This is a genomic window from Nitrobacter sp. TKz-YC01 (genome assembly GCF_047824785.1).
Lineage (GTDB): Bacteria > Pseudomonadota > Alphaproteobacteria > Rhizobiales > Xanthobacteraceae > Nitrobacter.
In genome coordinates, this window is record NZ_CP181167.1 from 3,236,490 (window position 1) to 3,253,008 (window position 16,519).

Below are 16,519 nucleotides of genomic sequence, written 5' to 3' on the forward strand. Positions count from 1 at the left end.
CGCGTTCGGTTCGGGACGGCTGGGCCTTAGCCGATCTTGATTTTGCTGTCGGAAATGAAGGCGTAAGGCGGCACCGGCAGGTTGGAGGGCGCGGGGCCCTGGCGGATACGGCCGGAGGTGTCGTACACCGAGCCGTGGCAGGGGCAGAAGAAGCCGTCATAAGCGCCCTCATGGGCGATCGGCACGCAGCCCAGATGGGTGCAGATGCCGATGACCACGAGCCACTGGTCATGGCCCTCCTTGACGCGCGCCGAGTCCGGCTGCGGGTCAGGCAGGCTCGCGACATTGACGTCGCGGGCTTCATCGATCTGCTTCTTGGTGCGATGGCTGATGAAGATCGGCTTGCCGCGCCAGAACACCTTGATGTCCTGCCCCTCGGCGATCGGAGAGAGATCGACCTCGATCGGCGCGCCGGCGGCGACCGTGGAGGCGTCCGGGTTGAGCTGGGCCACCAGCGGCCAGGCCGCGGCAGCCGCACCGACGGCCGCGACCGCGCCGGTTGCCACAAAAAGGAAATCACGGCGGCTTTGTCCTGCCGAAGACGATGTCGTCACGATTCCAACCCTTTCCGACCCACTGCCGGTCTTGTTGCTATGAGGTGTAACCATTCCAGGGATGCATCTTGCAAGCGGCCGTTTTATTGGCACCCTCGCCGGATCAGCGCAAGTGCGCTATCGGTCTCATTCGTGCAGCGCACAAAATGCGGCAGCCGCGAAGTCATCTCAGGACAGTCATCGAAGCAATGCGGATCGCACTTTTTCAACCGGATATTCCGCAGAACACCGGCACAATTCTGCGTCTGTGCGCATGCCTCGGCGTTGAAGCCCACATCATCGAGCCCGCCGGATTTCCGGTCTCGGACCGGCATTTCCGCCGGGCGGGCATGGACTATCTCGACCAGGTCACCATCGTGCGCCACGATTCCTGGCTGAAATTCGAGCAATGGCGCGACGGCGACGGCGGACGGCTGGTCCTGTTCACGACCAGCGGCGCCCTGCCCTATCTGGACCATCGCTATGCGGCTACCGATATTCTGTTGTTCGGCCGCGAAAGCGCCGGGGTCCCGGACGCGGTGGCGGCAGCCGCGGATGTACGTCTGGTGATACCCTTGAGGCCCGCATTACGTTCGCTGAACGTCGCCATGGCGGCCGCCATGGCCGTGGGCGAGGCTCTGCGGCAGACAGAACCGGCCCTGACGGAAAGGATCCCGTGAGTTACGCGGTCAAGGAAATTTTTCTGACGCTGCAGGGCGAAGGCGCCCATGCGGGCCGCGCCGCGGTATTCTGCCGCTTCTCGGGCTGCAATCTTTGGAGCGGCCGCGAAGAAGATCGCGCTTCAGCCGTCTGCCGGTTCTGCGACACGGATTTCGTGGGCACCGACGGCACGCTGGGCGGACGCTACGCCAGCGCCGATGCGCTGGCCGACGCCGTCGCCGGGCAATGGGCGGGGCCGGCCGCCCATCGCTACGCGGTGTTGACCGGCGGCGAGCCGCTGTTGCAGGTTGACAAGGCGCTCGTCGACGCGCTGCACGCCCGCGGCTTCGAAATCGGAATCGAGACCAACGGCACCCTTGCGCCGCCCGACGGCATCGACTGGCTGTGCGTCAGCCCAAAGGCCGGCGCCGATCTGCGCGTCACGCGGGGTCACGAACTCAAGCTGGTCTATCCGCAGGCGGATGTCCGGCCGGAGGATTTTGTCAATCTCGCCTTCGACCGGTTTTCGTTGCAGCCGATGGACGGGCCGGACGCGGCCGAAAACACCGCACGCGCCATCGACTATTGCCTGCGGCATCCGCGGTGGCGGCTCAGCCTGCAAACACACAAGACGCTGGGGATCAGGTAGAAATGGGAGAGCGGCAACGCGTAAAGACGTCATGCGCGGACGCGGGCTCCACCCGCGCGTCCCTATGGAGGCGGACTTCAGAATGTGGGAGTTGACGAAATCGTTCCGCTTCGAGGCCGCGCACGCGCTGCCGGGAACGACATTGGGAGCCGCGAGCATGGAGATTCACGGCCATTCGTTCCGGGCCGAGGTGAGCCTGCGCGGCACGCCAGATCCCGCGAGCGGCATGGTGCTCGATCTCGGCCTGCTTGAACGGGGCATGGGCGAGGTCCGGAACAAGCTCGACCATAAGCTCCTCAACGATGTCGAAGGACTTGGCCCGCCGACGCTGGAGAATCTGGCGCGCTTCATCTGGGATCATGTCCAGCACGCGGGAGCCGTCACCCGCGTCAGCGTGCATCGTGACAGCTGCGGCGAAAGCTGCGCCTATTTCGGCCCGCATGTTCTGTCGTAAAGCATGTTCCGCCATAAAGAATGAATCGGTTTCATCCCGTGAAGGAGCCCTCGATGGAGGCAACCCGGTTGGAGGATCGCACGCTGGAGGATCGCAAGGCCCGCGCGCGATCCTGGTTCGAGCAACTGCGCGACGATATCTGCTCGGCTTTCGAGAAGCTGGAAGACGACGCTCCCGCCTCGCTCTATCCCGGCGGCGCGGGACGTTTCGTCCGCACGCCGTGGGAGCGCACCGACCATACCGGCAAGCCCGGAGGCGGCGGCGTCATGTCGATGATGCACGGGCGGCTGTTCGAGAAGGTCGGCGTGCACTGCTCGACCGTGCATGGCGAATTCGCGCCGGAGTTTCGCGCGCAGATTCCGGGAGCGGCGGATGATCCGAATTTCTGGGCGTCGGGCATCTCGCTGATCGCCCACATGCGCAACCCGCATATTCCCGCGGTTCACATGAACACGCGCTTCGTGGTGACCACGAAGGCGTGGTTCGGCGGCGGCGGCGACCTGACGCCGGTGCTGATGCGGCGGCGCACGCAGGACGATCCCGACAGCGTCGCGTTCCACGCGGCGATGAAGGCCGCCTGCGACGCTCACGCAACGATCGCGCCGTACGACAAATACAAGACCTGGTGCGACGAGTATTTCCACCTGCCGCACCGCAAGGAAGCGCGCGGCATCGGCGGCATCTTCTATGACTGGCACGACAGCGGCGACTGGGATGCCGATCTCGCCTTCACGCAGGACGTCGGACGGGCGCTGCTCAGGGTCTACCCCGAGCTTGTGCGCAGCAACTTCAGCACGCCGTGGACGGCGGCCGATCGCGAGGAGCAATTGGTCCGGCGCGGACGCTACGCCGAGTTCAATCTTCTCTACGACCGCGGCACCATCTTCGGGCTGAAGACCGGCGGCAACGTGGAGTCGATCCTCTCCTCGATGCCTCCGGAGGTGAAATGGCCATGACGGAGAATTCCGGCAGCACTCACAGCCGGTGGTCGCGCGTGAACCGCGCGACGGTCTGATCGGCGATCGCCGAAAGCCGCGCGGAATCGAGCGGAAAATCCTCCGCGAGCCAGGCGTCTTCCGCGATCGTCAGAACGTGTCCGAGCGCGGGGCCTTCCGCGATTCCGCGAACGATGAAATCCTCGGCCTTCAAAGGGAAGGCAGGCGGCTGCCAGCGCCGCGGCAGGGTTGCGACGTTTAGCCACGGCGCCGGATCGGCACCGAGCCCCGCCTTTGACCAGGCCTGCATCAGCCGGTCACGAAACCGCGTCGCGCCAAGACGATAAAGCCGCCGGCGGGCGGTCGCCTCGTCCATGCTGCCGAGCCGCCACCAGCGGTGTCCCATCGAGTCAAGTTGTTTCGCCTCGGCATTGGAGAGCCGCAACCGCTGCGCGAGCCGGCGCGCATCCTCGGTCACCGACACCGCAAGCGCCGCGAGCCGGCGGACCGGATCCGGCGCAAGTTCGAGCGCGTGCTCCGCCGCCATCATCGCCGCGAGCGGCCCGCGATAGGCCACCCCGCCGAAAACGGCCAGCAGCAGGCCGCCATCCTCCATCGCCACCGCCGCCTCCACGGCGCCCTCGGCGAGAAGCAGTTTCAGTATCTCGGCCCGCACGCGTTCGGCCGACAGCGTGGCAAGTCCGGCGCGTCCGCGAATGCAGGCGAGGTAGCCGTCCCGATCCGGTTCGCCCGCGCCATAGGCGGCGTGGATCCGGAAAAAGCGCAGGATGCGCAGGTAGTCCTCCGCGATACGCCTGTCCGGATCGCCGATGAAGCGCACCCGCCTGGCCGCGATGTCGTCGAGTCCGCCGACGTGATCGTACACCGTGCCGTCGCCATCGACTGACAGACCGTTGATGGTGAAATCGCGGCGCTCGGCATCGCGCGCCCAGTCCCGGCCGAATGCGACCCTGGCCTTGCGGCCGAAGGTTTCAACATCCTCGCGCAGCGTCGTGACCTCGACCGGCTTGCCCTCGACGACCAGCGTGACGGTGCCATGCTCGACCCCGGTCGGAATGCTCTTGATGCGGGCCGCGGCCGCGCGGCGCATCACTTCCTCGGGCGGCGCGGTGGTGGCGATATCGATCTCAACGACGGGCAGGCCCATCAAGGCGTTGCGAACGGCGCCGCCGACGACCCGCGCCTCCTCGCCGTTTCCGCTGAGCAGCGTCAGAACGCGCACCGCCGGACCTGATTTCAGCCAGCCCGCATCGCATAGCGAGCGGGCCACGTTCACCTCTCGACTCCGGGCACTAGCTTCCCGTCCTCGAGATGCGCCGGAACATAGGTCGAATCCGGCGGCGCGCCGGAGAAATTCGCCAGCAGAATGAAACTGACGACGACCAGCACCAGCGCCACCAGTGAGAGCCTCCGGACAATATGCGCCGGCCATGAGGCGGCGATCATGAAGTCCACACGGTTGGCGATGAGATATGCCGCGTAAACGGCGAACGGAATCAGGAAGATTCCGAGCTCCATTAGAATTGGACGCATCATTTCAGATAGACTCGCTCATACAGTACGCGCAGGATCCCGGCAGTTGCGCCCCAGATATTTCGCTCGGCGAACGGCATCTCGTAGAACGAGCGCGTCCTGCCGCGGAATTGCTTCCGGCCGAGTTTGTGATTGAGAGGATTCATCAGAAACGACAGCGGCACCTCGAATGCGTCGTCCACTTCGTTCGTATTGATGCGAAGATCAAATCCCGGCCTCACCCGCGCCACTGTCGGCAGGATACGGAAGCCGAAACTCGTCCCGTAAAGATCAAGATACCCGATCGGCTCCACGAAGTCGCGGGTCAGCCCGACTTCCTCCCACGCTTCCCGCAGCGCCGCGTCGATCGGCGAGGCGTCGGTGGCGTCGATCTTGCCGCCTGGAAACGCGATCTGACCGGCGTGCTCCTTGAGATGCGCCGCCCGCTGCGTCAGCAGCACCGTCGGCTGTTCGCGCGCGATCACCGCAATCAGCACCGCCGCGGGCCGGATCGGCTTTTCCAGAGCGATCGTCCGGAGCACGGCATCGTTGTCGTGGTCACCGGTCAAGGGAACGATGCCGGCGTCCGTGAGCCCCGGCGGAATGTCGAAACGCAGCCGCTCCCGCGCGCGGTCGAAAAATTCCCCGGCGCCGACAGTGGTGGCGGCGCCTGTCCTCACCATGGGCACGTTCAACCTGCGTCCCTCACCTGCCCGGCATCCGCCATCGCAAAGAACTCGCCTCCCGATTCGATGCCGAACATCATTCTGTTATCGACCATCCGTTGCGCGCCCATGTCAACAAGATCGTAATACAGCGCCCGCGTCACCTTGGCCCAGAGGCCGGCCCGAACGTGCAGATAGGGCTTCAATCCACCGCCCTCCGAGGGCTCGAAGCGCAGCCGATGCTCAAAGTCGCATGGCACCCAGTCGCCGACGTTGGTGCGGAAATGCAGCAGGCGGCCGCCTGCACCCCGATCCTCGACCATCTCGACGGCCAGAAACGGCGCGTCATCGACGCTGATGCCGACCTTCTCCACCGGCGTCACCAGAAAGTGGCTATCGCCTTCACGCTTCAGGATCGTGGAGAACAGCCGCACCAGGGCGGGACGGCCGATCGGCGTTTTCATGTAGAACCACGTTCCGTCGCCGGCGATTCGCATGTCCAGGTCGCCGCAGAACGGCGGATTCCACAGATGCACCGGCGGCAGGCCCTTGCCAGGCGGTCCGGCGGCGTCACCGGCGGCCGTTATCAGCGCGTCGAGTGTCCGGCTCTCCGGCTGCCCTTGCTTCGCCATGGTTTACCCTGAGGTTGCTCCGCCTGTTCTGGCACAAAACAGGCGCAACACCAATGGGCGCAGGCCGGATGCCGGAACCGGCGCGCCGGGTCCCGATTTGTGACTCCCGCCCGGAGTCCGAACTCCCCGATGATCGCAGGCGATCATATGGGGATAGTTTAATTCGAGGAATACACAGCGATCGCGTATGTTTAACAGTTCATGGCGTGGCGGCGCGGATGGCGCGGCCACGCGCAAGGAGTGACGGATGACCGCCGCAGACCCTGACAAAGGCGTTGAGAAACTGGAGGACGTGATCGTCCGCTCCGCGGAGCAGGTCGCGGGGCAAGTCCGCGCGGCGCGGGACGCGATTTCCACCGTCATCTTCGGTCAGGACAGGGTTGTCGAAAACACGCTGGTCACCATCCTTTCCGGGGGACACGCGCTCCTGATCGGCGTTCCCGGCCTCGCCAAGACCAAGCTCGTCGAAACGCTCGGCGTCACGCTCGGACTCGACGCCAAGCGCGTCCAGTTCACGCCGGACCTGATGCCGTCGGACATCCTCGGCGCCGAGGTGCTGGACGAAAGCGGCATCGGCAAGCGATCCTTCCGCTTCATTCCCGGACCGGTCTTCGCACAGCTTTTGATGGCGGATGAAATCAACCGCGCCAGCCCGCGCACGCAATCCGCGCTCCTGCAGGCGATGCAGGAGCAGCACATCACCGTCGCCGGCGCGCGCCACGATCTGCCGAAGCCCTTTCATGTGCTGGCGACGCAAAATCCGCTGGAGCAGGAAGGCACCTATCCGCTGCCGGAAGCGCAGCTCGACCGCTTCCTGATGGAAATCGATGTCGACTATCCGGATCGTGACGCGGAACGCCGCATCCTGTTCGAGACCACCGGCGCCGGGGAGACCCTCGCGAAAGTCGCGATGAACGCCGACGCCGTTGTTGCCGCGCAGCGGCTGGTGCGGCGGCTGCCGGTCGGCGACAGCGTGGTCGAAGCCATTCTTTCGCTGGTGAGGTCGGCGCGTCCGGGCCCGGAGAGCGGCGAAACCGGAAAACTGATCGCGTGGGGACCAGGGCCGCGCGCCAGCCAGTCGCTGATGCTGGCCGTGCGCGCCCGCGCGCTGCTTGACGGACGCCTTGCGCCGTCGATCGACGACGTTCTCGACCTCGCCGAGCCCGTGCTCAAGCATCGCATGGCGCTGACGTTCCCGGCCCGCGCCGAAGGCCGCTCCATTTCCGACGTCATCAGACAACTTAAATCGCGGATCGGTTGATGGTCGCAGCCGCCGGGCATGTCAGGCAGGAAATCGAAGCCGTCAGACGTGCCGATGGTGAAAGCCGCACGCTGGCGGCGTCGCTGCCGCGTCTGGTGCTGGAAGCCCGCCGCATCGCCGCCAATGTCATTCATGGCCTGCATGGCCGCCGCCGGCCCGGCCCCGGCGAAAGCTTCTGGCAGTACCGGCGTTTCGTGTCCGGAGAGCCGTCGCAGAACGTCGACTGGCGCCGCTCCGCGCGCGACGATCATCTCTACGTCCGCGAGCACGAATGGGAGGCCGCGCACACCGTCTGGATATGGCCCGATCGCTCGGCGTCGATGGCCTTCGCCTCCCGGGATGCGCGTGACAGCAAGCTCGAGCGCGCCTTGATCGTGACGTTCGCACTGGCGGAATTGCTGGTGGCCGGCGGTGAACGCGTCGGCGTTCCCGGACTGATCAATCCGACCGCGAGCCGCAACGTCATCGACAGGATCGCCCAGGCGATGCTTCATGACGATCACGCCCGCGCCAGTCTGCCGCCCTCGTTCGTGCCATCGGCCCGGTCGGAGATCGTGGTGCTGTCGGACTTCTGGTCGCCGGTCGCCGATATCCGGACCATGCTTACTGGGCTGTCGGCTTCCGGCGCGCATGGCGCGCTCTTACAGGTCGTCGACCCCGCCGAGGAGACATTCCCCTATTCGGGACGCGTCGAATTCGTCGAACCCGAGGACGGCCGGGTCATCACCGCCGGCCGCGCCGAGCGATGGGCCGGCGACTACGTCAGGCGCGTCGCGCTGCATCGCGACCAGATTCGCTCTGAAACCAAGACACTCGGCTGGCTGTTCTCGACCCACACCACCGACCGGTCCGCCGCCGACCTGCTGTTGTTTCTCCACAGCGGCATGATGGCGGGCCGGGGAAGCGGCGGCACCTCGGCGAGAGCGGAGAGAGCGGAGCGCACCGCATGATGCCGGCCCTTCCGCTGTCATTCCTGCAACCGCTGATGCTGCTCGGCCTGCTCAGCCTGCCGCTGCTATGGTGGCTGCTTCGCGTGATGCCGCCGCGCCCGCGCCGCATCGATTTTCCGCCGACACGGCTGCTGTTCGATATCGCGCCGAAGGAAGAAACGCCTTCGCGCACCCCGTGGTGGCTGACGGCCTTGCGGCTTGCGGCGGCGGCGCTGGTGATTCTCGCGGCCGCTGGTCCGATCTGGAATCCGAAAGCCGGCGCGGCGCGCAGCACCGCTCCGCTGACGATCCTGCTCGACGACGGCTGGAGCGCGGCATCGAGCTGGGAGACCCGGATCAAGGCGGCGGATGAACTGATCACCGGGGCCGATGGCGACCGGCGCGGCGTCGCCATCGTGCCTTTGTCGGAGCCGGCGCGCGACATCACGATGATGCCGGCCGGCACCGCGCGCGTGGCGCTGCGCCAGCTCGCGCCAAAACCCTTCGCCGTCGAACGGGTCGAGACGCTGCCGGCGCTCGAACGATTCCTGAAGGCGACGGGCGACAGCGATATCGCCTGGCTGTCCGACGGCATCGACAGCGGGCGCGGGGCTGAATTCGTCGACGGACTTCGCAAGGCGATCGGCGACCGTTCGCTGACCATCGTCGAAGGCGGCGCGCCGCCCGCCCGCGCGCTGACCGCGGCGGAGAATGCGGCGGCCCGGATGACCGTGAAGGTGCTGCGCGCCGCCGCGAACGGCATGGATGCCGGGATGGTCCGCGCGCTCGACCAGAAAGGCGCACCGATCGGCGAGGCGCAATATGCGTTCGCGCTTCAGGATCGCGAAACCGAAGCCGCGTTCGACCTGCCGCTGGAACTGCGCAACGATATCGCGCGGCTGGAGATCGCAGGCGAACGATCGGCGGGCGCGGTGCAATTGCTCGACAAGCGCTGGCGAAGGCGCGCCATCGGCGTGGTCAGCGGATCGAGCACTGACAGGGCGCAGCCGCTGCTCGCGCCGACCTTCTATTTGAGCCGCGCGCTGGCGCCGTTCGCCGATGTCCGGCTCGGCGACAAGGCAGCCCCCCAGCAGGCCGTCACCCAGTTTCTGGATCAGAAGCTGCCGATGATCGTCATGGCCGACGTCGGGGCGCTGTCACCGGAACTGCGCCAACGGATCGACGGCTGGATCGACCATGGCGGCGTGCTGGTGCGGTTCGCGGGACCGCGCCTGGCGCAGGCGGATGACGGCCTGGTCCCGGTCAAATTGCGGCGCGGCGGCCGCAGCCTCGGCGGCAGCCTGACCTGGGAGAAGCCGCAACATCTCGCCGCCCTGGCCGAGGACGGACCGTTCGCCGGCTTGCCGGTGCCGAATGACGTGACCGTCAGCCGGCAGGTGCTCGCCGAGCCGGATGCTACGCTGGCCGCGAAGAGCTGGGCGTCGCTGGTCGACGGCACGCCGCTCGTGACCGGCGAACGCCGCGGCAAGGGCCTGCTGGCGCTATTTCACATCAGCGCCGACATGCGCTGGTCCGATCTGCCGATGTCCGGCACTTTCGTCGAGATGCTACGTCGGATCGTCGATGCCTCCGGCTACACGGCGAACACCGGCAGGATCGACACCGACAGCAGGGCGGAAACCGCCGCGCCGCTGCGGACGCTCGACGGTTTCGGCGTTTTCACGCCGCCACCCGCCACCGTCAAACCCTTGCCGGCTGATGATCGCGGCCGTGGCACCATCGAGCATCCACCTGGTTTCTACGGCCCGGCCGACGGGCCGATCGCCGTCAACACGCTGGCGGCCACCGACCGGATCGTGCCGCTCGACACCTCGAACCTGACCGCGCGGCGGGCGAGCTTCACCAACGCCGAACCGCATGATCTGCGCGGCATCCTGCTGTCGTCGGCGCTTACGCTGTTTCTGGCCGACGCCGTCATCGTGGCGCTGCTCGGCGGCGGCCTGGCCATGCTGCTGCGCCGCCGCGCGGCCCAAGCAGCGCTGGCTGTCGCGCTCGCATTGACGGCGATCGCGATAACGCCCTCGCCGTCCCGCGCCGACGGCGCAAACGATACCTTCGCGATGAAGGCCGTGGCGCAGACCCGGCTCGCCTATGTCGTGACCGGCGACGCCGGCGTCGATGCCATCGTCAAGGCGGGAATGAGCGGACTGACATTGTTTTTGGCGCAGCGCACTGCGCTTGAAGCCGGCGATCCGGTCGGCGTCGATCCGGCGCGCGACGAACTGGCGTTCTTCCCGCTGATCTACTGGCCGATGGTGCCGGGCGCGCCGAAGCCGCCGCAAAAGGCGCTCGACAGGATCGACGCCTACATGAAGCAGGGCGGCACCATTCTGTTCGACACCCGCGACGCGATCGATGCGCTGCCGGGGACGGACGGCGAATCCCGAACACCCGGAATGCAACAACTGCGCATCATCCTGGCGTCGCTCGACATCCCCGAGCTTGAGCCGGTGCCGCACGAGCATGTGCTGGCCAAGACGTTCTATCTTCTGCACGGCTTTCCGGGCCGCTTCACCGCCGGCCAGACCTGGGTCGAGGCCCTGCCGCGCAGCGAGGATGACGAAGCCGCCTCACGGCCGGCGCGCGGCGGCGACGGCGTCTCGCCGATCATCATCACCTCGAACGATCTCGCCGGCGCCTGGGCCATGCGTGCCGACGGCCAGCCGATGCTGCCACTCTCGCCGGGCGCGCCGCGCCAGCGCGAATTCGCGTTCCGCGCCGGGGTCAACATCGTGATGTATACGCTCACCGGCAACTACAAGGCCGATCAGGTCCACGCGCCCGCGCTGATCGAACGGCTGGGGCAGTAGCATATGGTCTGCTTGCCGCATGTTACGAGGCGCCTCCTCACCTCTCCCCGCTGGAGAGAGGTCGCGCCGCAGGCGCGGGTAAGAGGGCGCGTTACTTTCGAGAGTCCGTACGCCCTCACCCCAACCCTCTCCCGATCAAAGTCGAATCTATCCGACTTTGACACTAAAATTGGCCAACTCGGGCAAGCCCGAATTGGCTGGGAGAGGGAGCAGGCTTCCGCCGGAGGGTCCACCACATGACTTACGGCATCGCCTTCGCCCCGCTGGTTCCCGCGATCGTGCTGTGGATCGCACTCGCCGCGATCATCGTGATCACGGCGCTGCTTCTGGTTGGCCGCGCGCGCGGCGCGGCGGTGCGGGTGGCGGCGCTGGCGCTGATCCTTCTCGCGCTCGCCAATCCGTCATTCACCCGGGAGGAGCGCGAACCGCTGTCCTCGGTGGCCGCCGTCATCGTCGACAAAAGCCCGAGCCAGAATTTCGGCGACCGCGCCGATCAGGCGGCGAAGGCGCGCGACGCGCTGGTCGACCGCCTCAAGCAGGTCAAGGGACTTGAAGTCCGCGTTGTCGATGCAGGCCAGGCGGACGGCGAGACCGACGGCACCAGATTGTTCTCCGCGCTTTCCTCGGCCCTGTCCGATGTGCCCACCGACCGCGTCGCCGGGGCCTTCCTGATCACCGACGGGCGCGTTCACGACATTCCGGACAATGTCGACACCCTGGGATTCAAGGCGCCGGTCCATGCCCTGATCACCGGCCACGCCGACGAACGCGACCGCCGGGTCGCGATAACAGCCGCGCCGCGTTTCGGCATTGTTGGCCAGAGCCAGACCGTCACCTACCGGCTCGACGACCAGGGCGTCAGCGGCGAATCCGCCAAGGTGACCGTGCGCCGCGACGGCGAGGTCATCAGCGAGCGTAGCGTTCTGAGCGGGGAAACCGTGAAGGTCGATGTCGGCATCAAGCATGCCGGGCAGAACATCGTCGAGATCGAAGCCTCGCCGCTCGCGAACGAACTGACGCCGGTCAACAACCGCGCCGTGGTGCCGATCGACGGAGTCCGCGACAAGCTGCGAGTGCTGCTGGTATCGGGCGAGCCGCATTCGGGCGAGCGCACATGGCGCAACCTCCTGAAGTCGGACCCCAGCGTCGATCTGGTTCACTTCACGATCCTGCGGCCGCCCGAAAAGCAGGACGGCACGCCCATCCACGAACTGTCGCTGATCGCTTTCCCGACGCGCGAACTGTTTCAGGAGAAGATCAACGAATTTCAGCTCATCATCTTCGACCGCTACGCGCGCCAGGGCGTGTTGCCGACCGCCTATTTCGACAACATCGCGCGTTACGTGCGCGCGGGCGGCGCGGTGCTGGTTTCGGCCGGCCCGGACTACGCCTCGACCACCAGCATCTGGCGGACGCCGCTGGACGCCGTGCTGCCGGCCGAGCCGGTCGGCGTCACTGAAAAGCCGTTCCATGCCCGGCTCAGCGAAGCCGGCAAGCGCCATCCCGTCACGCGGGGGCTCGAAGGCTCCGCGAGCGATCCGCCGCGCTGGAGTCGTTTCTTCCGCGAAGTCGACACCCGCAACGTGTCGGTGCCGCCGGTCATGACCGGCGCCGACGGCCAGCCGTTGCTGTTGCTGTCGCGGTATGACGAAGGCCGGGTGGCGCTGCTACTGTCGGATCACATCTGGCTGTGGGCCAGGGGTTTTGAGGGCGGCGGCCCGCATCTCGACCTGCTGCGGCGGATGTCGCACTGGCTGATGAAGCAGCCCGAACTTGAGGAAGAAACGCTGCGGCTCGCCGTACAAGGCAAGTACCTCCTCGTGCAGCGCCAGACCATGGCCGACACCGTCACGCCGGTCACCGTCACCTCGCCCTCCGGCAAGACCCGCGAACTCACTCTGGAAGCCTCGGAGGCCGGTTTGTGGAAGGCGGCATTGGCGGCGGACGAACTCGGATTGTGGCAGGCAACCGATGGCACCCTGAAAGCCCTGATCAATGTCGGTCCCGCCAATCCGAAGGAATTTTCCGAGGTCACCTCAACCGTGGAGGGGCTCCGGCCGATCGCGCGGGCCAGCGGCGGTGACGCCCGGCGCATCGCGGACGGCTCGGCCATCGACGTTCCGCGCATCGTCCCGGTGCATGCCTCCAGCGTGTTTCGCGGCGAGAGCTGGCTGGGCGTGCGGATGCGTGACGCCAGCGTCGTGCGCGGCGTCGGCGTGCTGCCGGTGTTCGCCGGACTGATCGGCCTGTTGCTGCTGCTCGGCGCCTTTGCCGCGACCTGGCTTCGGGAAGGACGCTGAACCGATCCGGCCGCGCGATCCGTTGCACAAAATCCACAGTCCCGAACTGGCGGCCACATCCTGAGCTGCCGCGGCAGGTCGCCGTTGACATCCGGCCGGAACCCAGGCGTTATATTATAACATCCGAGCCGCTGCGGAACGATCCCGCGAGGGCATGGGGCAGATGCAATGAAGTGGTTCCGGTCGAATATCAAACATGGATCGCGGCTCGCGCTGTTCGCGCTCGCGATCCAGTTTGTGCTGTCGTTCGGCCATCATCACGGCGCGGTGGCGCTCGCGGCGCCCGCCGTCGCGATGCAGGCCAGCGACGCCGCCGGGACCGCGACCGACAACACCCTCGCGACCCGAGACGCATCCCTCGGTGATCCCGCAAATGCCTCGGCCACGCGGCCGGCCGAACCGGCGTCAGATCAGGACCAGGACAGCGATCACTGCGCCGTTTGCGCCGTCATCGCCCTCGCGCGGACGGTGCTGTTCGCCGGACCTCCGGTTCTGCCGCTCCCGGAAGCGTACCAAGTCCCCCATCTGACCACCGAAACTGAATTCAATCACCTCAACTCGCGGCGCGTGGTCTTTCAGCCGCGCGCCCCTCCGTCGTCCTGACGTCGATCCGGCAAAGGCCGTCGCGCCGCGCAGGCCTTTGCCGACGAATTTCGCAAGTTGTTATCGACTTCGACGGCCCCGACCGCTGCGAGCGGAGCGTCGGCCGTGTCAGGACCAGTCAGATGCCCTTTTATTCCAATCGTTTTCTTGCGATGGCGCGCCTCGGCGCGATGTCGCTTCCAGCCCTTGCCATGGGAATCCCCGATGACGTTTCCGCCCAGACGGCCCTGCCCGGAATCGTGGTCAACGCGCCCAGTCCGATCGTACGCCACGCACGGCCGGCCCCAACGACACCAGCGCGCTCCGCCCGCCACGGCACGACGAGACCTTCCGCGCCCCAGCAGCCCGAGATAACCAGCGCGCCGCAGCCGGCTTCCACCGATCTTCGGGGCACGCTCCCCATCGTGACCGATCAGTTCGCGACCGTGACCGTGGTTCCGAATGACGAGATTCGCCGCAACGGAGCCGCGACGCTGGGCGACCTTCTCAACGACAAGCCCGGCATCACCGGCTCCTCCTATGCGCCGGGCGCATCGAGCCGACCCATCATTCGCGGCCTTGACGTCAATCGCGTCGGCATCATCGAGAACGGCATTGGCAGCAATGGCGCCTCCGATCTCGGCGAGGATCATTTCGTGCCGATCGATCCGCTTTCGACCAATCAGGTCGAGGTGATCCGCGGCCCGGCGGCGCTGCGCTACGGTTCGACGGCCATCGGCGGCGTGGTCAGCGCCAGCAACAATCGCATACCGGAGCAAATGCCGTGCGGCCCGACGCCGTGGCAGGCTTACGGTTTCGGGGTCAAGCCACCGGCCACCGCCAATGGCTGCCTGAATGCAGAAACCCGGTCGGGGCTTTCGTCCGTCAACAACGGCATCGAAGGAGCCGTGCTGATCGACGCCGGCGCCGACAACGTGGCGGTTCACGCCGATGCTTATGGCCGCCGCGCCGATGATTACGCGATTCCCGGCGGCCGCTATCAGGCCAATACCTCGAATCGCAGCATGGGCGCATCGGTCGGAGCGTCGTACCTGTTCGATGGCGGCTTCATCGGCGCCTCGATCGCTCACAACAACGTCCTCTACCATATCCCCGGCGATCACGGCGCCGACTTCAAGGAGCGTATCGACGGCCGCCAGAACCGCGTCACCGTCAAGGGAGAATACCGCCCCGATTCCGCGCTGATCGATGCCGTCCGCATCTGGCTCGGCGCCGTGGACTACAGGCACCACGAACGCGGACTGGAAGACGCCCACGATCCGTCCAGCGACGGCATCCATCAGACCTTCACCGACCGCTCGCAGGAAGGCCGGCTCGAGGTCCAGCTTGCGCCTTACATGCTCGGGGCCATCCCCGTCACCACCGCGATCGGCATTCAGGGCGGGCATCAGGATCTCACAGCGACCAGTCCCGAGAACGCGGGGTCGCTCTACAACGGACTGTTTGCGCCGAACTCGAACTCCCGGATCGGAACCTACATCTTCAACGAGTTACAGCTCGCGCCCACGACGCGCGCGCAGATCGCCGGTCGCGTGGAGCATGTGTGGCTGAACGGAACGATGCCGGACTTCCCGGCCAGTTTCATGCCGGACGGATCGGCGCAGCTGCCGATCGCGCGCGATCTCTCCTTCACACCGGTCAGCGCCAGCGTCGGCCTGCTACAGGACCTGCCGGGCGACCTTGTCGCCAGCGTCACCGGCCAGTTTGTCCAGCGCGCGCCCAAGGCGGCGGAGCTGTTCTCCCGCGGCATCCATCATGCCACCACCACTTTCGACATCGGCAATCCAAATCTGAAGATCGAGACCGCCCAATCGGTCGAAGTGGGTCTGCGGCGCGCCAAGGGCCCGCTCCGCTTCGAGGCGACGGGGTACTACACACGTTTCAACAACTTCATCTACCGGCGCCTGACCGGCGCTTTCTGCGACGACGACTTCGCCTCGTGCCACACCCACGATCATCACGATCACGACGATCATGACGACCACGATGATCACGACGACCACGGCCATGACGACGCGCACGGCCACGGCCACCACCTCAATCAGGCGGTTTACAGCCAGCGAGACGCCACGTTCCGCGGCGGCGAAGTACAGTTTCAGTACTACGCGATTCCGTTGTGGAACGGCATGTTCGGCATCGAGGGACAGTACGACATCGTTCGCGCGACCTTCACGGACGGCACCAACGTGCCGCGGATTACGCCGCAGCGCCTGGGCGGAGGTTTCTTCTACCGCGACGCCAACTGGCTCGCCCGCATCAACCTGCTCCATGCCTTCGCGCAGAACAACGTGAGCGACGTGGAGACGCCCACCCCCGGCTACAACCGGCTGCGAGCCGAGATCAGCTATACGACCATGCTGCCCGGAAACCACTGGCTGGGCGGACAGGCGGTGACCGTCGGTCTGGTCGGCGACAACCTGCTGAACGAACAGATTCGCAACGCCGCCGCCTACAACAAGGACCAGGTATTGCTGCCGGGGCTGAACGTGCGGCTATTCGCGAACGTGAAATATTGAGTCCATCCTGATCATGGC

15 protein-coding genes are annotated in these 16,519 nt (G+C 66.3%); 10 read left to right on the forward strand and 5 right to left on the reverse strand.

Annotated elements, in window-relative coordinates; genetic code table 11:
- Positions 1 to 26: 26 nt before the first annotated feature.
- Positions 27 to 554, reverse strand: a complete 528-nt coding sequence (petA, locus tag ACMYR2_RS15440) for a ubiquinol-cytochrome c reductase iron-sulfur subunit (RefSeq protein ID WP_347262736.1) — start codon at positions 552 to 554, stop codon at positions 27 to 29.
- A gap of 188 nt (positions 555 to 742) precedes the next feature.
- Here petA and ACMYR2_RS15445 point away from each other — a divergent pair, with 188 nt between their 5' ends.
- The 4 genes from ACMYR2_RS15445 to hemF all read left to right on the forward strand — a co-directional run bounded on the left by ACMYR2_RS15445 (position 743) and on the right by hemF (position 3,252).
- The gene (locus tag ACMYR2_RS15445) at positions 743 to 1,213 is read left to right on the forward strand and encodes a tRNA (cytidine(34)-2'-O)-methyltransferase (RefSeq protein ID WP_347262735.1); all 471 of its coding nucleotides are present in this window, start codon (positions 743 to 745) and stop codon (positions 1,211 to 1,213) included.
- On the forward strand, positions 1,210 to 1,842 hold the full coding sequence (queE, locus tag ACMYR2_RS15450) for a 7-carboxy-7-deazaguanine synthase (RefSeq protein ID WP_347262734.1): 633 nt from the start codon (positions 1,210 to 1,212) through the stop codon (positions 1,840 to 1,842). Before ACMYR2_RS15445 ends, queE begins: the two co-directional genes overlap by 4 nt.
- An 82-nt stretch (positions 1,843 to 1,924) precedes the next feature.
- Entirely contained in the window at positions 1,925 to 2,296 is a 372-nt protein-coding gene (locus ACMYR2_RS15455) for a 6-carboxytetrahydropterin synthase (protein ID WP_347262733.1), read from the forward strand.
- Positions 2,297 to 2,349: 53 nt separating this feature from the next.
- Positions 2,350 to 3,252, forward strand: coding sequence for an oxygen-dependent coproporphyrinogen oxidase (gene hemF / locus ACMYR2_RS15460; RefSeq protein ID WP_347262732.1), 903 nt, complete (start codon positions 2,350 to 2,352; stop codon positions 3,250 to 3,252).
- 19 nt (positions 3,253 to 3,271) lie between these two features.
- On the opposite strand, the gene ACMYR2_RS15465 is transcribed toward hemF, so the two are convergent.
- Genes ACMYR2_RS15465 through ACMYR2_RS15480 form a run of 4 tightly spaced genes read right to left on the reverse strand, consistent with a single transcriptional unit; the run spans position 3,272 to position 6,061 of the window.
- Positions 3,272 to 4,528 (reverse strand): CCA tRNA nucleotidyltransferase, encoded by a 1,257-nt coding sequence (locus ACMYR2_RS15465; protein WP_347262731.1) that lies wholly within the window; start codon positions 4,526 to 4,528, stop codon positions 3,272 to 3,274.
- The gene (locus ACMYR2_RS15470) at positions 4,525 to 4,788 is read right to left on the reverse strand and encodes a DUF6111 family protein (RefSeq protein WP_347262730.1); all 264 of its coding nucleotides are present in this window, start codon (positions 4,786 to 4,788) and stop codon (positions 4,525 to 4,527) included. Before ACMYR2_RS15470 ends, ACMYR2_RS15465 begins: the two co-directional genes overlap by 4 nt.
- The gene (locus ACMYR2_RS15475; protein WP_347262771.1) at positions 4,785 to 5,447 is read right to left on the reverse strand and encodes a CoA pyrophosphatase; all 663 of its coding nucleotides are present in this window, start codon (positions 5,445 to 5,447) and stop codon (positions 4,785 to 4,787) included. Before ACMYR2_RS15475 ends, ACMYR2_RS15470 begins: the two co-directional genes overlap by 4 nt.
- Positions 5,448 to 5,455: 8 nt before the next feature.
- On the reverse strand, positions 5,456 to 6,061 hold the full coding sequence (locus ACMYR2_RS15480) for a DUF1285 domain-containing protein (RefSeq protein WP_347262729.1): 606 nt from the start codon (positions 6,059 to 6,061) through the stop codon (positions 5,456 to 5,458).
- Between the two features lie 247 nt (positions 6,062 to 6,308).
- Between ACMYR2_RS15480 and ACMYR2_RS15485 the strand changes: the two genes are divergently transcribed.
- From ACMYR2_RS15485 to ACMYR2_RS15510, 6 genes are all read left to right on the forward strand, one after another.
- On the forward strand, positions 6,309 to 7,322 hold the full coding sequence (locus ACMYR2_RS15485) for an AAA family ATPase (protein ID WP_416193255.1): 1,014 nt from the start codon (positions 6,309 to 6,311) through the stop codon (positions 7,320 to 7,322).
- Positions 7,322 to 8,272 carry a DUF58 domain-containing protein gene (locus ACMYR2_RS15490; protein WP_416193256.1) on the forward strand — a complete coding sequence of 317 codons (951 nt, stop codon included), beginning with the start codon at positions 7,322 to 7,324 and terminating at the stop codon, positions 8,270 to 8,272. The genes ACMYR2_RS15485 and ACMYR2_RS15490 overlap by 1 nt, the downstream gene beginning before the upstream one ends.
- Positions 8,272 to 11,082 (forward strand): DUF4159 domain-containing protein, encoded by a 2,811-nt coding sequence (locus ACMYR2_RS15495; protein ID WP_347262770.1) that lies wholly within the window; start codon positions 8,272 to 8,274, stop codon positions 11,080 to 11,082. Before ACMYR2_RS15490 ends, ACMYR2_RS15495 begins: the two co-directional genes overlap by 1 nt.
- 236 nt (positions 11,083 to 11,318) lie before the next feature.
- Entirely contained in the window at positions 11,319 to 13,382 is a 2,064-nt protein-coding gene (locus ACMYR2_RS15500) for a hypothetical protein (RefSeq protein ID WP_416193257.1), read from the forward strand.
- Positions 13,383 to 13,550: 168 nt separating this feature from the next.
- Positions 13,551 to 13,985: a DUF2946 family protein gene (locus ACMYR2_RS15505; RefSeq protein ID WP_416193258.1), complete on the forward strand. Its 435-nt coding sequence runs from the start codon at positions 13,551 to 13,553 to the stop codon at positions 13,983 to 13,985.
- Positions 13,986 to 14,107: 122 nt separating this feature from the next.
- The gene (locus tag ACMYR2_RS15510; protein WP_416193259.1) at positions 14,108 to 16,501 is read left to right on the forward strand and encodes a TonB-dependent receptor domain-containing protein; all 2,394 of its coding nucleotides are present in this window, start codon (positions 14,108 to 14,110) and stop codon (positions 16,499 to 16,501) included.
- Positions 16,502 to 16,519: the final 18 nt, after the last annotated feature.